At 64.6% G+C, this 14,448-nt stretch carries 14 protein-coding genes; 5 read left to right on the top strand and 9 right to left on the bottom strand.

Annotation, left to right across the window (positions count from 1 at the left end; translation table 11 throughout):
* Nucleotides 1-100: 100 nt before the first annotated feature.
* The 8 genes from dxs to ACOIX3_RS33015 all read right to left on the bottom strand — a co-directional run bounded on the left by dxs (nucleotide 101) and on the right by ACOIX3_RS33015 (nucleotide 9,057).
* Nucleotides 101-2,029, bottom strand: coding sequence for a 1-deoxy-D-xylulose-5-phosphate synthase (gene dxs, locus ACOIX3_RS33050; RefSeq protein WP_420966164.1), 1,929 nt, complete (start codon nucleotides 2,027-2,029; stop codon nucleotides 101-103).
* Nucleotides 2,030-2,571: 542 nt separating this feature from the next.
* Nucleotides 2,572-2,823, bottom strand: coding sequence for an exodeoxyribonuclease VII small subunit (locus tag ACOIX3_RS33045; RefSeq protein ID WP_028334494.1), 252 nt, complete (start codon nucleotides 2,821-2,823; stop codon nucleotides 2,572-2,574).
* A gap of 125 nt (nucleotides 2,824-2,948) precedes the next feature.
* Nucleotides 2,949-3,875 (bottom strand): histone deacetylase family protein, encoded by a 927-nt coding sequence (locus tag ACOIX3_RS33040; protein ID WP_420966162.1) that lies wholly within the window; start codon nucleotides 3,873-3,875, stop codon nucleotides 2,949-2,951.
* A 108-nt stretch (nucleotides 3,876-3,983) separates the two neighbouring features.
* The gene (locus tag ACOIX3_RS33035; protein ID WP_420966161.1) at nucleotides 3,984-5,654 is read right to left on the bottom strand and encodes a bifunctional metallophosphatase/5'-nucleotidase; all 1,671 of its coding nucleotides are present in this window, start codon (nucleotides 5,652-5,654) and stop codon (nucleotides 3,984-3,986) included.
* A 76-nt stretch (nucleotides 5,655-5,730) separates the two neighbouring features.
* Nucleotides 5,731-6,492: a crotonase/enoyl-CoA hydratase family protein gene (locus ACOIX3_RS33030; RefSeq protein ID WP_420966160.1), complete on the bottom strand. Its 762-nt coding sequence runs from the start codon at nucleotides 6,490-6,492 to the stop codon at nucleotides 5,731-5,733.
* Nucleotides 6,493-6,732: 240 nt separating this feature from the next.
* Nucleotides 6,733-7,461, bottom strand: a complete 729-nt coding sequence (locus tag ACOIX3_RS33025; RefSeq protein ID WP_420966159.1) for an alpha/beta fold hydrolase — start codon at nucleotides 7,459-7,461, stop codon at nucleotides 6,733-6,735.
* A gap of 116 nt (nucleotides 7,462-7,577) precedes the next feature.
* A complete protein-coding gene (locus tag ACOIX3_RS33020; RefSeq protein WP_420966157.1) occupies nucleotides 7,578-8,141 on the bottom strand; it encodes a DinB family protein in 564 nt (187 codons plus the stop codon).
* Nucleotides 8,142-8,166: 25 nt separating this feature from the next.
* The gene (locus ACOIX3_RS33015; protein ID WP_420966155.1) at nucleotides 8,167-9,057 is read right to left on the bottom strand and encodes a LysR substrate-binding domain-containing protein; all 891 of its coding nucleotides are present in this window, start codon (nucleotides 9,055-9,057) and stop codon (nucleotides 8,167-8,169) included.
* A gap of 236 nt (nucleotides 9,058-9,293) precedes the next feature.
* Here ACOIX3_RS33015 and ACOIX3_RS33010 point away from each other — a divergent pair, with 236 nt between their 5' ends.
* The 5 genes from ACOIX3_RS33010 (at nucleotide 9,294) to ACOIX3_RS32990 (ending at nucleotide 13,798) form a co-directional block, all read left to right on the top strand.
* Nucleotides 9,294-9,989, top strand: coding sequence for an alpha/beta fold hydrolase (locus tag ACOIX3_RS33010; RefSeq protein ID WP_420966154.1), 696 nt, complete (start codon nucleotides 9,294-9,296; stop codon nucleotides 9,987-9,989).
* Between the two features lie 29 nt (nucleotides 9,990-10,018).
* On the top strand, nucleotides 10,019-10,705 hold the full coding sequence (locus ACOIX3_RS33005) for a hypothetical protein (RefSeq protein WP_420966153.1): 687 nt from the start codon (nucleotides 10,019-10,021) through the stop codon (nucleotides 10,703-10,705).
* Between the two features lie 41 nt (nucleotides 10,706-10,746).
* The gene (locus ACOIX3_RS33000; protein WP_420966152.1) at nucleotides 10,747-11,148 is read left to right on the top strand and encodes a nuclear transport factor 2 family protein; all 402 of its coding nucleotides are present in this window, start codon (nucleotides 10,747-10,749) and stop codon (nucleotides 11,146-11,148) included.
* A gap of 41 nt (nucleotides 11,149-11,189) precedes the next feature.
* Nucleotides 11,190-11,882, top strand: coding sequence for a VOC family protein (locus ACOIX3_RS32995; RefSeq protein ID WP_420966151.1), 693 nt, complete (start codon nucleotides 11,190-11,192; stop codon nucleotides 11,880-11,882).
* 857 nt (nucleotides 11,883-12,739) lie between these two features.
* A complete protein-coding gene (locus tag ACOIX3_RS32990; RefSeq protein WP_420966150.1) occupies nucleotides 12,740-13,798 on the top strand; it encodes a lytic transglycosylase domain-containing protein in 1,059 nt (352 codons plus the stop codon).
* Here the strand turns inward: ACOIX3_RS32990 and ACOIX3_RS32985 are convergent.
* Nucleotides 13,795-14,028, bottom strand: a complete 234-nt coding sequence (locus tag ACOIX3_RS32985) for a DUF6894 family protein (RefSeq protein ID WP_420966148.1) — start codon at nucleotides 14,026-14,028, stop codon at nucleotides 13,795-13,797. The two genes, ACOIX3_RS32990 and ACOIX3_RS32985, sit on opposite strands and share 4 nt — an antisense overlap.
* Nucleotides 14,029-14,448 lie beyond the last annotated feature (420 nt).

The raw sequence follows: 14,448 nt of genomic DNA, 5'->3' as shown, positions 1-14,448 counted from the left end.
AGAGCGTTTTCAGGCGAAGTGGGTATCGACTTCGCGTGAAGAAAGCGCGTCAAAACAAAAATCCAGAGCTCCGTTCCGATTCAATCGGAACGGAAAGGCTCTAGGCGAGCTTGACGGTCTCGGTCTTGTAGTCCTTGCCGAGGGTTTCGAAGACCTTGGCAACGATGCTCTTGGCGTCGAGACCCGCGCGGGCATACATCGCCGCCGGCGAGTCGTGGTCGAGGAACACGTCGGGCAGGATCATCGAGCGGAACTTGAGCATGCCGCTGTCCAGCATGGCGTTGTCGGACAGGTACTGCATGACATGCGAGCCGAAGCCGCCAATCGAGCCTTCCTCGATGGTGATCAGGATCTCGTGGTCGCGGGCGAGCTTCATGATCATCTCCTCGTCGAGCGGCTTCATGAAGCGCGCGTCGGCGATGGTGGCGGAGAGGCCGTGGGCGGCAAGCTCGTCGGCGGCCTTCTCGCACTCGGCGAGGCGGGTGCCGAACGACAGCAGCGCGACCTGCTTGCCCTCGCGGACGATGCGGCCCTTGCCGATCTCCAGGGGAATGCCGACTTCCGGCATCTCGACGCCGCGGCCTTCGCCGCGCGGATAGCGCAACGCGCTCGGACGATCGTTGATCGCAACCTGCGTCGCCACCATGTGAACCATTTCGGCCTCGTCGGAGGCCGCCATGATCACGAAGTTCGGCAGGCAGCCGAGATAGGCGTTGTCGAACGAACCGGCATGGGTCGCGCCGTCGGCGCCGACCAGACCGGCGCGGTCGATCGCGAAGCGGACCGGAAGGCTCTGGATCGCGACGTCATGGACCACCTGGTCATAGCCGCGCTGCAGGAAGGTCGAATAGATCGCGCAGAACGGCTTGTAGCCTTCGGTGGCGAGGCCGGCGGCGAAGGTCACCGCGTGCTGCTCGGCGATGCCGACGTCGAAGGTGCGGTCCGGGAACGCCTTGTTGAAGATGTCGACGCCGGTGCCCGACGGCATCGCCGCGGTGATGGCGACGATCTTGTCGTCCTTCTGCGCTTCCTTGACGAGGCTCTGGCCGAACACGTTCTGGTAGGCCGGCGCATTCGGCTTGGCCTTGGCCTGGGTGCCGGTCGCGACGTCGAACTTGACGACGGCGTGGTACTTGTCGGCGGAGGCCTCGGCAGGACCGTAGCCCTTGCCCTTCTGGGTCACGACGTGAACCAGGATCGGCCCGGTCTCCATGTCGCGGACGTTCTTCAGCACCGGCAGCAGATGGTCGAGATTGTGGCCGTCGATCGGGCCGACATAATAGAAGCCGAGCTCCTCGAACAGCGTGCCGCCGTCCATCATGAAGCCGCGGGAATATTCCTCGACGCGGTTGGCGCGGTTGGCGAGGATCTTCGGCAGGCGCTTGTTGATCTGCTTGGCCGCCTCGCGCAGCGAGCGGTAGGTCTTGCCGGAGTAAAGGCGCGACAGATAGGCGCTCATCGCGCCGACCGGCGGGGCGATCGACATGTCGTTGTCGTTGAGGATCACGATCAGGCGCGAGTTCATCGCGCCGGCGTTGTTCATGGCCTCATAGGCCATGCCCGCCGACATCGCGCCGTCACCGATTACGGCGATAACGTTGTTCTTGCCGCCGGAGAGGTCGCGCGCCACGGCCATGCCGAGGCCGGCCGAAATCGAGGTCGAGGAGTGCGCGGCGCCGAACGGATCGTAGTCGCTCTCGGTGCGCTTGGTGAAGCCGGAGAGGCCGCCGCCGGTGCGCAGGGTGCGGATGCGGTCGCGGCGACCGGTCAGGATCTTGTGCGGATAGGCCTGGTGGCCGACGTCCCAGATCAGGCGGTCGCGCGGGGTGTCGAAGATGTAGTGGATGGCGGTGGTCAGTTCGACCACGCCGAGGCCGGCGCCGAAATGGCCGCCGGTCACCGACACGGCGTCGATGGTTTCCTGGCGGAGCTCGTCGGCAACCTGCCGCACCTGCTCGACCTTCAGCTTGCGCAGGTCATCCGGCGTGTGAATAGTGTCAAGAAGCGGCGTTTTACTAAATGTGGTCACAGCGAATTTCCAATTTTTGCCTGTCGGAACGAACGGCCCGACGCGAGATGGGTTGGCGCGCTCACCGCGCAGCGAATTCCAGACACTGGGTGCCGTCCCGGCAGGCCCTGCCTGGTTGTAAGCCTAGATTCACTCCGGATTGGACCACGTGATATGCATCACCTTGGTCGCTCTTCACCCGTCCCGGTTCAGTTTTGTCGAACCATTTGAGACGCATGCCGCCCGAATAATTCGGGCCGCCCGCCACCCTCAAATGCCCATAGAACTGGAAGCATTACACCAAAGCCGTAACCAAAGCCAACCCGATAGGCGGCGCAGGGTTCCTATGCGCCGTCTTGAAAAACCTAGACTTTTCAATGCCTGGGGCCAAAAGCGGGTTCCAATTTGGCCATTTTAGCGGCAGCCGGCGGGTCCGGATCGGCCGGATTCGCAGCCGCAGCCGGTCGCCGCGGTCACCCGGCGGCGTGATGGATTGCCGGAAATAGGCAGCAACAATTGCCCGCCGCGGCGGACATCCTGTCGCAGGGGCGCGGCTCGCGGCGCTACTGCACGTCGAGCGGTTCGGTGCCGGTCGGCTGGCCCGAGGCGTCGGTCGTGATCTTGTCGACGCGGGCTTCGGCCTGGCGCAGCAATTCCTCGCAGCGCCGCTTCAGCGCCTCGCCGCGCTCATAGATCGCGACCGATTCCTCAAGCGGGACCTTGCCGTCCTCGAGCCGCTTGACGATCGATTCGAGTTCCTCGATCGCGCGTTCAAAGGAGAGCTTCTTGACGTCGGCTTGAGTGTTTTCGGCCATTATGTGTTCCCGGTGCGCCGATCAGACCGTGATCGGATCTTGTCGTCCAAACATGACCTGTCGCAGGCCATGCTTGCCCCGGCGCAGAATCAATCGAATTTTTGCGGGGGTATTGTGGCGGGGATTTACCTGCCCATCAATGCGGTGACGTGAGATGCCACCGACTCTTTCAGCCCCTCGAGGTCGTAGCCGCCCTCCAACACGGAGACGACGCGGCCGCCGGCGCTCTTGTCGGCGAGGTCCATCAGCTTGCGCGTGACCCAGCCGAAATCCTCGCCGGTCAGGTTGATCGAGGCCAGCGGATCGCGGTGATGCGCGTCGAAGCCCGCCGAGATCACGACCAGTTCGGGGGAGAACTTCTCGAGCTGTGGCAGTATCAGGTTCTCGAAGGCTGCGCGGAATTTGGCGCCGCCGTCGCCGGGCGCCAGCGGCGCGTTGACGACGGTGTCGTGCTCGCCGCGCTCGCCGACCGCGCCGGTGCCGGGGAACAGCGGCATCTGATGCGTCGAGCAGTACATTACGGTCGGATCAGCCCAGAAGATATCCTGCGTGCCGTTGCCGTGATGGACGTCGAAATCGATGATCGCGGCGCGCTTGATGCCGTATTTGCGCTGCGCGTGACGCGCGGCGATCGCGACATTGTCGAAGAAGCAGAAGCCCATCGGCGTCGATTTCTCGGCGTGATGCCCGGGCGGGCGCACCGCGACGAAGGCGTTCTGGTGCTTGCCCTCCATCACCGCATCGGTCGCCGCCACTGCGCCGCCGACGCCACGCATCACGGCTTCCCAGGTGCCCGGCGACATCGAGGTGTCGCCGTCGATGTAGATCATGCCGGAGGTCGGCGCGATGTGGCGCAACTCGCCGACATAGTGCTCGCCGTGACAGAGCAGCACGCTGTCAAGGTCGCCTTCCGGCGCGAGGTCGCGCACCAGCGCCTTGAAGCGGTCTTCGCCGAGCACCTCGGCAACCGCGCGCAGCCGGTCGGGGCGTTCGGGATGTCCGGGTGGGGTCAGGTGATCGAGGCAGGCAGTGTGCGTCAGAAGCAGTGTCATGCAAATTCCCGGCGCATTGGGGGCGCGTGCGAGGAACGTCTAATTTAGGCCGTTACCGGCTCGCCGGAAAGGCCTGTCTCCGGCCCACGGATGTTCCATGCCCGCACTTCAATTGATCCGCTCGATCCGCTTGCCGGCCGCCGGGCCGACCGGGCTGTTGGCCTTGAAATAGGCATAGAGCGCATCGACGTCGTAGATGCCGAACTGCTGCGCCGTGCCTTCCTTGAACACCGTGAAGCCGTCGCCGCCCTCGGCGAGATAGTTGTTCACGGTGACGCGATAGCTCGCGGCCGGGTCGATCGGCTTGCCGTCGAGCGACATCCGCGCGGCGATGATGCGCGCGCCGTCGCCCTTGCTCGCATCCCACGCATAGGCAAAGCCCTTCGAGACCTGCAGGGCGCGCGGCCGTTTCGGGTCGGCCCATTGCTGCTCCAGCACGTCCTTGAGCTGCTTGCCGGTCAGCGTCATCGTCACGAGCTGGTTGCGGAACGGCTGGCTGGCGAAGATGTCGGCATAGGTGACGGCGCCGTCCTCGCGCTTGACGATGTCGGTGCGCACGCCGCCGGGATTGGTGAAGGCGATCACCGCGCCGCCATTCGGCTCGGAGCTGGTCGCGCGCAGCTGCGCGTCGGCGACGATGTCGCCGAGCACGCTTTCGCCGGTCTCGGCGGGCGTGCGCGACAGCGTTTCCGTGACCGAGCCGGCCGCACGGTTGGCGATCGGCGCGGCCAGCCGGTCGTAGGATTCCAGGAGCGCGCTCTGCTCCGGGTCCTTGGCAGTGCCGCCGATCTTCACAATGGTGTTGTCGGCCTTGGCGTTGATCACGTCATGGCTTTTCGGATCGAGCTGAAGATCGATCGCGGTAACCAGCGTGCCGTATTTGTCGCCTGATGTGACGAGCCGTCCGTCGATCTCGCAGACATAGGCCTGGTGGGTGTGGCCGGAGATCACGACGTCGACCGCGCGATCGAACTTCTTGACGATGTCGACGATCGGTCCCGAGATGCCGGGGCATTCATTATAGTCGCCGGTCGGAAAGCCGCCCTCGTGGATCAAGACCACGATCGCCTCGACGCCCTTCGCCTTCAGCTCGGGGACCAGCGCATTGACGGTCTCGGCCTCGTCGCGGAAGTCGAGGCTGGCGACGCCGGCCGGCGACACCAGGTTCGGCGTGTTCTTCAGCGTCAGCCCGATGAACGCGACCGGTATGCCGTCGAATTCCTTGATCTCGTAGGGCGGAAACACCGGCTTGCCGGAGGCCTTGTCGATCGTGGAGGCGGCCAGATAGCGGAATTTGGCCCCCAGGAAGGGATGCGGCCCCTGGCACTTGTCGACCGGGTGGCAGCCGCCATTCTGCATCCGCAGGAGCTCGTCCTTGCCCTCGTCGAATTCGTGATTGCCGACCGACGAGATCGCAAGCCCCATCATCGACAGCGACTCGATGGTCGGCTCGTCGTGAAACATCGCCGACAAGAACGGGCTCGCACCGATCAGGTCGCCGGCCGCGACGAAGATATTGTTCTTGTGGCCTTCACGCAGTTGCTTAACGGCGGTGGCCAATCGCTCGGCGCCGCCGGCGGGCACCATGATCTTTTTGGTCGCGTCAGCGGGATCGGTGATGCGGATGCCGCTCGGCGGCGGCCGCAGATAGCCGTGGAAATCGTTGATCGCGAGAATGCGCAGGCTCACCGGCGCTGTGGTCTGCGCCAGGCAGGGGCCTGCCGCGGCCAGTCCGAATGCGTAGAGCGCGGCGAGGGGCGTAAGGCGGGGCTGTCTCATGACCTGTCCATGGCGTGCACGATCATGGAACACACGATCATGGCGCGACGCCACTACAATTTTGCGACGCTTCGTTTCAATCCTTCGTGCGCGCCATGAAGGCCTTGAAGGCGCTGACCGCCTCGTTGGAGCGCATCCGCTCGCTGAACAGATGGTTCTCCTGCTCGATGCGGCGGGTGACGTCCTCGGGCGGCAGCCGGATCAGGCGGCGCGAGATCGCCACCGCCTCGGCCGGCAGCGCGCAGATCTCGCGCGCCACCTTGTGCGCCTCGACCTCGGCATGTCCCGGCGCCACCACGGTGTTGACGAAACCGGCGACGCGGGCGTCGTCGGCCGACATGGTGCGGCCCATCACCAGCATCGCGAAGGCGCGCTGATGGCCCATCGTCCGTGGCATCAGCAGGCTGGAGGCGCCTTCCGGCACCAGGCCGAAATTGGAGAACGGCGTCGAGAACAGCGCGGCCTTGCTCGCCAGCACATAGTCGCAGTGAAACAGCATCGTGGTGCCGATGCCCATCGCGACGCCGTCGACGGCGGCGATGATCGGCTTCACATTGTGGGCCAGTGAATACAGGAACTTGACCAGGTCGGAGGCGGGCGGCGTCTCGCCGGTCGAGGTGCCCTGCGCGAGCAGGTCCTCGATGTCGTTGCCCGCGGTGAACACGCCGGAGCCGCCGGTGATGATCAAGCAGCGGATCTTCGGATTGTTCTGCGCCTTATCGATCGCATCGCTGATCGCGCGAAACATCTCCTCGGTGATCGCGTTCTTCTTCTCGGGCCTGCGCAGCCGGATCACGCGTGTGGCGGCTTCGTCGGTGACTATGACATGCGCGGTCATCAAGCAGTCCCAGAGTAAGCGGTCCGAGGGTCGGCCGGCAGCGTCGCCGGCGGAGGTCGTGACCGCTATCCTACATGATCCCGTGCAAGCCCCAAGGGCTCCAGCGTGTTCTGCTCCGCTTTTCCCTGCGGGCGAGCATGAGAACGGCGCAATGCAGTTAACCGGAGTTTCGCGATTTCCAGGTCGCCGGTGCGCAAGCCCAACCGGCGCCGTCGTACGTAACCCTGCATCGTACTCGGCTCAGCCGCGTCCGACGAACGAGCCGATCCCCCGGCCAACCTCCACACCGTGATGAACCAGGGCGCCGAGATGATCGCCGGGGACCGACATTGCGTCCAAGCCGTTCTCCGCGGCAAAGCGCTGCATCGGCACATGCGGTGCGTCGTCCTGTCCGTTCCAGAGCAGCACCGGCACGCGTGAGGACAGCACGGCGTCCCTGGCGCCGTCGATCTGGCCGAGCGCATCGAAGCAGGCGCGCACGCCGCCCTCGAGGTCGGACGTGACCCATCCCGTGAGCTGCGGCGCGGTACGGCGTGCAAACGTCATGAAGGCGCCATACGTCAGCGGGCCGGCGTTGCTGCGCGGCAGCCCGGTGAGGAAGTCCCAGCCGCCGATTGCCAGCGACGCCAGCCGCGCCGGGAAGAACCGGGCGACGCCGACCGCCACCCAGCCGCCCATCGAATGTCCGACCACATGGGCGCGCTCGTGGCCGAGATCGTCGATCACGGCGACGATATCGCCGGCGCGTTGTTCCTGATCGTAGAATTCGGGATCAGCGGGCTTGTCGCTCAGGCCATGTCCGAGCGAATCGACGCAGACGACGCGGAAGCGATCGGCGAGCGCGTCGACCACGCCGCACTGCTTCCAGCTGGTGGCGTTGAGCAGCAGGCCGTGCTGCAGCACGATCAGCGGCCCGGACCCCTCAACGGTGTAATGAATGCGCTGGCCCCGGTGATTGGCGAATGGCATGTCTGGAGATCCCCACGTTTCACCTGAGGTGAGCGCGGAGGCGCCGGGATTCAAGACCTTGTTCCGGATCGGGAACCGATCCGCGCCGCCGCCCGATCGCGTGCGGAACCTGGCGTTCAGCCGCCCCAGACCGTGGCTTCGCTCCAGCCAAGGTCCTTGAACTCGGCCGCCCGGAGCGGCGCCTCGCCGGCGGCGAAGAATTCGTCGAGCTGCGGCGGCTTGACGGTGGTCTCGGAGAGCATGGCGTGGGCCTGGCCGCGATGATGGATCTGGTGCTGAAACAGATGCATCAGCAGGCGGTCGCGCCGCTCGGTCTGCACCGAGCTGTCGCGATTGACCTTGACCACATCATCGAGCCGTTCAGGCGTCAGCGCATCGCAGTGAGCGATCAGGCGCTGGTCGATCGCGCCTTGCGCTGCTTGCAGCGCCGCCACTGACGGGTAGGGCACCTCGTTCGCCCACGCCTTCGGCCCGAGCCAGCCACCTTCGAGCGCGTCGACGTAGAACAGATCGATGACATGGATGTGGTTCAGCGTCGCCTGCAGGCTCGGGAAGAATCCGGTCCGCGCGGCGGCGAACTCCGTCTGGCTGAGACCGCCGCATGCCGTGAGCAGGCGATGATTGGCCCAGGCGTTGTTGTAAGCAAAGGCGCGAAAGGTCTGAACGAGGCCTGCGGGCATTTCGGTCCTCACTGGATTGAAGGGATCAGGCCGGCGCCGCGGCCAGCCGGCCGACCCGCGACAGCAACAGTTTCAGGATCGGCGATTTGTTGGCCTTGTGATAGGCGATCACGAGATCCGGCGTCGGCGCCTCGCCCTGCACCGGCCGCGTCGTGATGCTATCGGGCAGATAGCGCGCCGTGTAGGCCGGCAGCAGCATCACGCCATGCGTCGAGGTGATCATCGATATCGCGTGCACGACATTGTGCACCTCGTGCTCCGGCCTCGGATCGATGCCGACGCGGTTGAAATAGTCCAGCACGACGCGGCGCACCGCCGGCGCGGATTTGGACGGCAGATAGAAGGTCTCGCCCGCGATGTCTTCCGGCGCGACGGCTGACTGCGCCGCCAGCCGATGGTTGCTCGGAAACACGAACACCAGCGGATCGGTGCGCACGCGCTTGTGCGCCAGATCCTCCATGCTCTCGTCGGCGCGCATGAAGGCCGCATCGAGCTTGCGCCGCATCAGGGCCTTGGCGAGCAAGGGCGAGTAGTCGCTCGACAGGCGGATGTCGATGCCGGGAAATTCCTCGCGCAACACGCGGGTCACCTCGGGCAGCAGATCGATTTCGGCGCCCGACAGGAAGCCGAGCGAGAAGACAGGCTTCGGCGGCTGGGCTGCGCGCAGCGCCGCTTCCTTGGCGGCCTCGGCCTGCAACAGCGCCATGCGGGCATGGTCGAGGAATGCCTTGCCGGCCGCGGTCAGCTCGATGCCCTGCGCGCCGCGATTCAACAGTTGCACACCGACCTCCTCCTCGAGATCGCGGATCTGCCGGCTGAGCGAAGGCTGCGAGGTGTGGAGCTTCTGCTCGGCGGCAACCGTCAGGCTGCCGGCATCGGCCACGGCAACGAAGTAGCGGAGATGCCGGAGCTCCATCACAATCCCCCAATCACCGCCTGCCAAGTCGCGTTGCCAGCTCTCGCGGGCATGTCTCGCAGGCATGGGGCCAGCTTACAAAGTCTTTTTCAAGTCGGCCAGCGCCCTCTATAGCGAAGCGTATTCCGATCACGGGATCTGCCTCGCAGGCAGAGCCCATCTCGTCTGGTCTGTCCGGCTCGACACAGCGGCGAGCCGTGAAGACGGCGTGACCACAACATGACAGCGAGCCAACCATGTCCAAGCAAAATAAACCGAGCATTGTGTTCGCTCACGGGCTCTGGGCCGACGGCTCGTGCTTCGGCAAGCTGATCCCGTCACTTCAGGCCGAGGGACACGAGGTGATCGCCGCGCAATACGGCCTCGACGCGCTCGCGACCGACGTTGCGGCCGTGACGGCCGCGCTGGGACCGGTCAGCAGCCCCGCGATCCTGGTCGGCCATTCCTATGGCGGCACCGTCATCACCGCAGCCGGCGCCGATCCGCGCGTCGCCGGTCTCGTCTACATCGCAGCACTCGCGCCCGACGCCGACGAGACGTCGCAGAGCCTGCAAGCGAAGTTTCCGGTCACCGACGTGTTCTCGCATATCGAGGTCGCCGACGGGCGCATCTGGCTGAAGCCGAGCGGCACCGTCTGTTTTGCCGGCGACCTTTCAGAGCAGGAGCAGGCGCTGGTCTGGGCAACGCAAGGCGTCCCGGTGCCCGATCTGTTCGACCAGAAGGTCGAGGGCACCACGTGGCGCGCGAAGCCGAGCTGGTATGTCGTGGCGAGGCGGGACCGCACCGTGCATCCCGAGTTGCAGCACTTCGTCGCAAAACGCATGGGCGCCGCCGTCGTCGAGGCCGACAGCAGTCACGTGCCGATGCTGTCGCAACCCGGCCTCGTGCTCGATGTCATCCGCAAGGCCGCGGCTGCCGTTCAACAGCGCTGAGCGCCTCGGCTACTTCAGGGATCACGCACATGTCGAAGGGGATTGCCGTGGCGTTGTTGGCATTGGTGCTGACCGGTGCCGGCAGCGTGCTGACCGGATTCGGCAGCGCCGCCGCGCAATCTTCCGGCAATCAAACGAGGGCAAGCGCCATGGATACGGACATCGCAACGATCAAGCAGGCACTTGCCGGAAACTGGGAAAGCATCGCGCCCGAGATCCGGCCGAGCAAGAATCCCGACGGCTCGATCAAGCCGTTCTATCTCAAGCGCGCCTTCATTTATCAGTCCTCCGACCGGTTCGAGCTCGTGGTGGTCAACTCGGCCGATCCGTATGGCAAGGTGCCGCTGGCGCGGATCAGGATCGTCGGGCACATGCAGTGGCAGGGCGCGCATCCAATCGCACCGGGCGCGCAGAAGGTCGACTTCGTCGCCGACGAGGCCTACGAGGTCACGCCGCTGGCGCAGGGCTTTGCCGATGTGCTCAACAAAATCGCCTCTGCCGGCTACGCGCCGTGGGCGGTCGACGCGCCGCAGAGCATCTTCGGCAAGTCCTTCGCGCCGTTTGCGCTGAAGGAAGGCACTAACTTCATGGAATACGACCTGGTCTATCTTAGGGGCGACCTGCTGTTCTGGGGCGCTCGCAATGTCGACGGCCGCGGCTTCGACGCCGAGCAGAACCGGCCGACCAATCTGCAGATCCCGCTGGTGCGCAAGTAATTCTGATCAAGTAGCCCTGATATCGTCAAGGGAACGAAGCCATGAACGCGTCGAACCAAGATCGCCGCGTCCAGTTCGTGCTGGACGCGTTCGATACTCTGTTCAACAAGCGCGACTATGCCGCCGCCGAGCGGCTCTGGTCGCCGCGCTACGTCCAGCACAGCGCGCATATTGCGCCCGGCCGGGACGGGCTGTTCGATCTCGTCGAGGGCTTGCCCGCGACGCTGCGCTATGAGAACCATGTCGGCGCGGCGAGCGGCGATTTCGTCATTCTGCACGGCCGGTTCAGCGGTCATGGCCTGCCGGCGGCATGGGTCGTCGCCGACATCGTGCGCATGGAGGGTGACGTGCTCGCCGAGCACTGGGACGTCATCCAGGATGAGGCGACGCGCGAACAGTCGCGCAGCGGCCTGCCGATGTTCGGCGATCGCTTTCCCGGCTGAGCCGGCCCAGCGAGCGCGCACGGCGGCTGGGGAGACCGGACATGCAACTCGCAAAGAACGTGATCGACGTCGGCCTTTCCACCAACAATCTGGAGCCGATGCTGCGGTTCTGGCAGCGGGACGCCGGGCTTCGCTTCGATCATGTGCAACCGATCCGGCGCGGGCAGAAGCAGTACCGGCACGACGCGCATGGGTCGGTCATCAAGCTCAACCATCATGTCGAGCCGCTGCCGGATGCGGCACCGAGCGGCTATCGCGAACTGATCGTTACGCGAGACGGCGTTGGAGCGCCGGAGCGCATGGCTGATCCCGACGGCAACGGCGTTTGCCTGGTGGCGCCCGGACATGACGGCATCACCCAAATTGCCGTTTCCATGGCCGTGCGCGACCTCGCCGCGCATCGCAAATTCTACGGCGACATTCTCGGCTTCGCCGAGCAATCCTGGTCGAGCGGTCCGGCGTTTCGCCTCGGCGAGAGCCTGATCCTGCTCAGGGAAGATCGGGCCGCGACCGTCGATCCGGTTCGAGGTGCGCGCGGCTGGCGCTACATCACGCTGCAAGTCGCCGATATCGACGCCGTGCACGACGGACTGCGCGCCAAGGGCGTGCGCGAGGGCCTCGCGCCGGTGACGCTTGGCGAGGTCGCGCGGATTTCCATGATCCTCGATCCGGACGGCAACTGGATCGAACTGTCCCGCCGCGCATCGATCGTCGGAAGCCTGTCCGATCACTAGACGTCAATGCGTCCGACCCCTGGGGCGACGCGGCGGAACGAACCGGCTTCTTCCGCTGTTGGCTGAAAGGGGCTTCCAAGAGAGGGAACCGCAATGACAAAGGCAATTGCAGTCGCAACCGCATTGCTGCTTGGCACAGCCTCATTCGCTGTGGCGCAGACGCCGAAGAGCGGCGGCGGAACGGCATCTCCGGGCGCTTCGCAGTCCAGCCCGGGCCATGAGATGCAAAATTCGAAGAGCAGCACCGGGCCCGGCGCGTCTGAATACAGCCCCGGGGATCGTATGCACGACAAAGGCACGGTAGGCCGGGCAAAGGGCGCGTCTGAATATACGCCGGGCGATCGCATGAACGACAAGCGCAAGTAGAGGATCAAGCCTGCATTGAAGTCGCCGGTCTACCCGGCGACTTCGAGATTTGGCCCCTTGGTCGCAACTCCCGGACAGCTTCAGTGACGGTGCTTCCAGTTGCCCCGGCCGCGGTACCATCCGTAGTGATGACCGCGATTGCCGTGCCAACCGCCATGTCCGTGGCCGTGTCCATGGCCGCCCCTTACCTGAATGACGGCTGCGTCTTGGGCCGCAATCGGCGCTATTCCCAACCTCGCGGACGCAGGGCTGACAAACGCCAAAATCAATAACGACACCCCTGCAGTAATCCACTGAACATATCTCACCGAGATATTCCTCCCGCGCGGAATTGCGCGAACTCACAAGGCGAGCATAGCTCCGTTTGTTCCATCCACCCGCCAAAAATGTTCCGGATTTACGTCAAGATAACCCCGATGAGGTCCGCATCCCAGATTTCTGCCGGCCAGGCGGTGCTGATGCTATGATCGGGTGAACAGATACTCCCGGTGATGATCGCTTTCATGCAGTCGATTTTCAGGCCGCAGCTGGTTCATCGATTTCCACGAGCGGCGATCGGCTCGGTCTGCCTTCTGCTGTTCGTCCGCTTGGCAAGCGCCGAACCTGTCGGCGACCCGGCCGTGAAACCGGCCGCGCAAGACGCAGGGTCAGCTCAGACGGAAACATCTCGTCCAAGTACGAACATCGGAGAGAACAATGGTCAGGCCGATCGGTCGGCGTCAGACCATCAATCCTCATCCGTTCCGTCGCCGGCGCCACCGCCTTCGAAGCTCGACGGGCCGCAACAATACTGCAAGGCATTGGAGCAGGCCGCATTGGAGAACGGCTTGCCGCCGGATTTCTTCGTCCGGCTGATCTGGCAGGAAAGCAATTTCGATCCGGGTTCAGTTAGTCCGGCCGGTGCCCAGGGAATTGCCCAATTCATGCCCGGCACCGCGCGCTGGCGCGGCCTGGCTGACCCGTTCGAGCCACTGCCTGCCTTGCAGGAATCCGCCCGCTGGCTTCGCGAACTGCGCGCGCAATTCGGCAATCTTGGCCTTGCGGCGGCTGCCTATAATGGCGGCCCGCGGCGCGTTCAGGATTGGTTGGCGGGACGTGGAAATCTGCCGGGCGAAACACGCGCCTATGTCAGGATCATTACCGGCAAGTCTGCCGAGGAATGGGCGCAGGGCTCGGTAGAGGACCGAGTCCACACCGACGCTGCCATGGCCTGCGGTGACATCGTGCGCGGCATGCTCATCAGGGCGCTGCCTGCGGCCCCGAGAGAGGCCGTGACAATTGCACAGCAAGCGGCGTGGGGACCTTGGGGACTCCAATTGGCCGGCGGTCCGTCGCAATCCAGGGTCCTCGCCGACTACCAGCAGCTTCAGAAGCGCTTTGCATCCGTGCTCGGCGATCGCGCGCCGCTCGTCCTGAGAGCGCGTATGGCGGGGCCTGGCTCGGCAACCTGGTATCTGCTCCGGGTTGCCGAGACGACGCGCGAACGCGCCAACCAGCTCTGCGCGCGGCTGGAGGCAATCGGCGGGCGCTGCCTCGTCTTTCGAAACTAGTGCCTCGTTATGCCCCGATTGAGGCTGACCTGAAACAACGGCCCTTGGTCGGTGCGGACCTCGAACGCCAGCAGACTGTGTTTGTCCGAGGGCGGGTTGTCTTTCGCCATGCTGAGCAACGACTGCATCGCTTCGTGGGCGGCAGTCTCCTCGTCGCGCAGCTCGATGCCCTGCCTGTCGGCATAGAGTTCCTCGCCGTTGCGGATGTCGAAATAATAGCGGGTTGCCAATTGCGGCTCCCTCTTTGCGATGGGAGCTGCCCAGGCTCTCGAGTGCCGGCGCGCTGAATTCACCCGGCAGCGCCGCACTCTGCGTCAGCAGGTCCGAATTTGCTACTCAACAATGATATCGATTCAAGGAACCGCTCACGCGCTCGCTCGAGCCCGCTATCGTCTTCCGGCCACGATCTCGAACGCTTGCAGCGAGCGAGATAAACCCCGGAACTGGCAATTGCACCTTGCATAGCTGAGATAAGTGTATACTTGTATTGTATCGACTGGCCTTGAGCCTTGTAGATCGGTCCCAGGGGACCCTTTTTCAAAGACATCGTCGGATGAAAGGGAAGGCGCGGTGCTATCAGCACCGCGGCTGAAGCTTTCGTCACCTTGTTGATCGGCTGCCGTTTCACGGATGTACTGGAATGGCAGTGC

The organism is Bradyrhizobium sp. B120, assembly GCF_049075665.1.
Classification (GTDB): Bacteria; Pseudomonadota; Alphaproteobacteria; order Rhizobiales; family Xanthobacteraceae; genus Bradyrhizobium.
Note: the sequence above shows the minus strand (reverse complement) of the source record. Positions and strands in the feature narration are given on the sequence as shown.

What these genes read in the sequence shown, in the direction of transcription:
- ACOIX3_RS33040 (WP_420966162.1), bottom strand. Translation starts at nt 3,875, where the DNA reads ATGACACTGCTTCTGACGCACACTGCCTGCCTCGATCACCTGACCCCA.
- ACOIX3_RS33010 (WP_420966154.1), top strand. Translation starts at nt 9,294, where the DNA reads ATGTCCAAGCAAAATAAACCGAGCATTGTGTTCGCTCACGGGCTCTGG.
- ACOIX3_RS32990 (WP_420966150.1), top strand. Translation starts at nt 12,740, where the DNA reads ATGATCGCTTTCATGCAGTCGATTTTCAGGCCGCAGCTGGTTCATCGA.
- ACOIX3_RS33030 (WP_420966160.1), bottom strand. Translation starts at nt 6,492, where the DNA reads ATGACCGCGCATGTCATAGTCACCGACGAAGCCGCCACACGCGTGATC.
- ACOIX3_RS32995 (WP_420966151.1), top strand. Translation starts at nt 11,190, where the DNA reads ATGCAACTCGCAAAGAACGTGATCGACGTCGGCCTTTCCACCAACAAT.
- ACOIX3_RS33045 (WP_028334494.1), bottom strand. Translation starts at nt 2,823, where the DNA reads ATGGCCGAAAACACTCAAGCCGACGTCAAGAAGCTCTCCTTTGAACGC.
- ACOIX3_RS33015 (WP_420966155.1), bottom strand. Translation starts at nt 9,057, where the DNA reads ATGGAGCTCCGGCATCTCCGCTACTTCGTTGCCGTGGCCGATGCCGGC.
- ACOIX3_RS33000 (WP_420966152.1), top strand. Translation starts at nt 10,747, where the DNA reads ATGAACGCGTCGAACCAAGATCGCCGCGTCCAGTTCGTGCTGGACGCG.
- ACOIX3_RS33020 (WP_420966157.1), bottom strand. Translation starts at nt 8,141, where the DNA reads ATGCCCGCAGGCCTCGTTCAGACCTTTCGCGCCTTTGCTTACAACAAC.
- ACOIX3_RS33035 (WP_420966161.1), bottom strand. Translation starts at nt 5,654, where the DNA reads ATGAGACAGCCCCGCCTTACGCCCCTCGCCGCGCTCTACGCATTCGGA.
- ACOIX3_RS33025 (WP_420966159.1), bottom strand. Translation starts at nt 7,461, where the DNA reads ATGCCATTCGCCAATCACCGGGGCCAGCGCATTCATTACACCGTTGAG.
- ACOIX3_RS33005 (WP_420966153.1), top strand. Translation starts at nt 10,019, where the DNA reads ATGTCGAAGGGGATTGCCGTGGCGTTGTTGGCATTGGTGCTGACCGGT.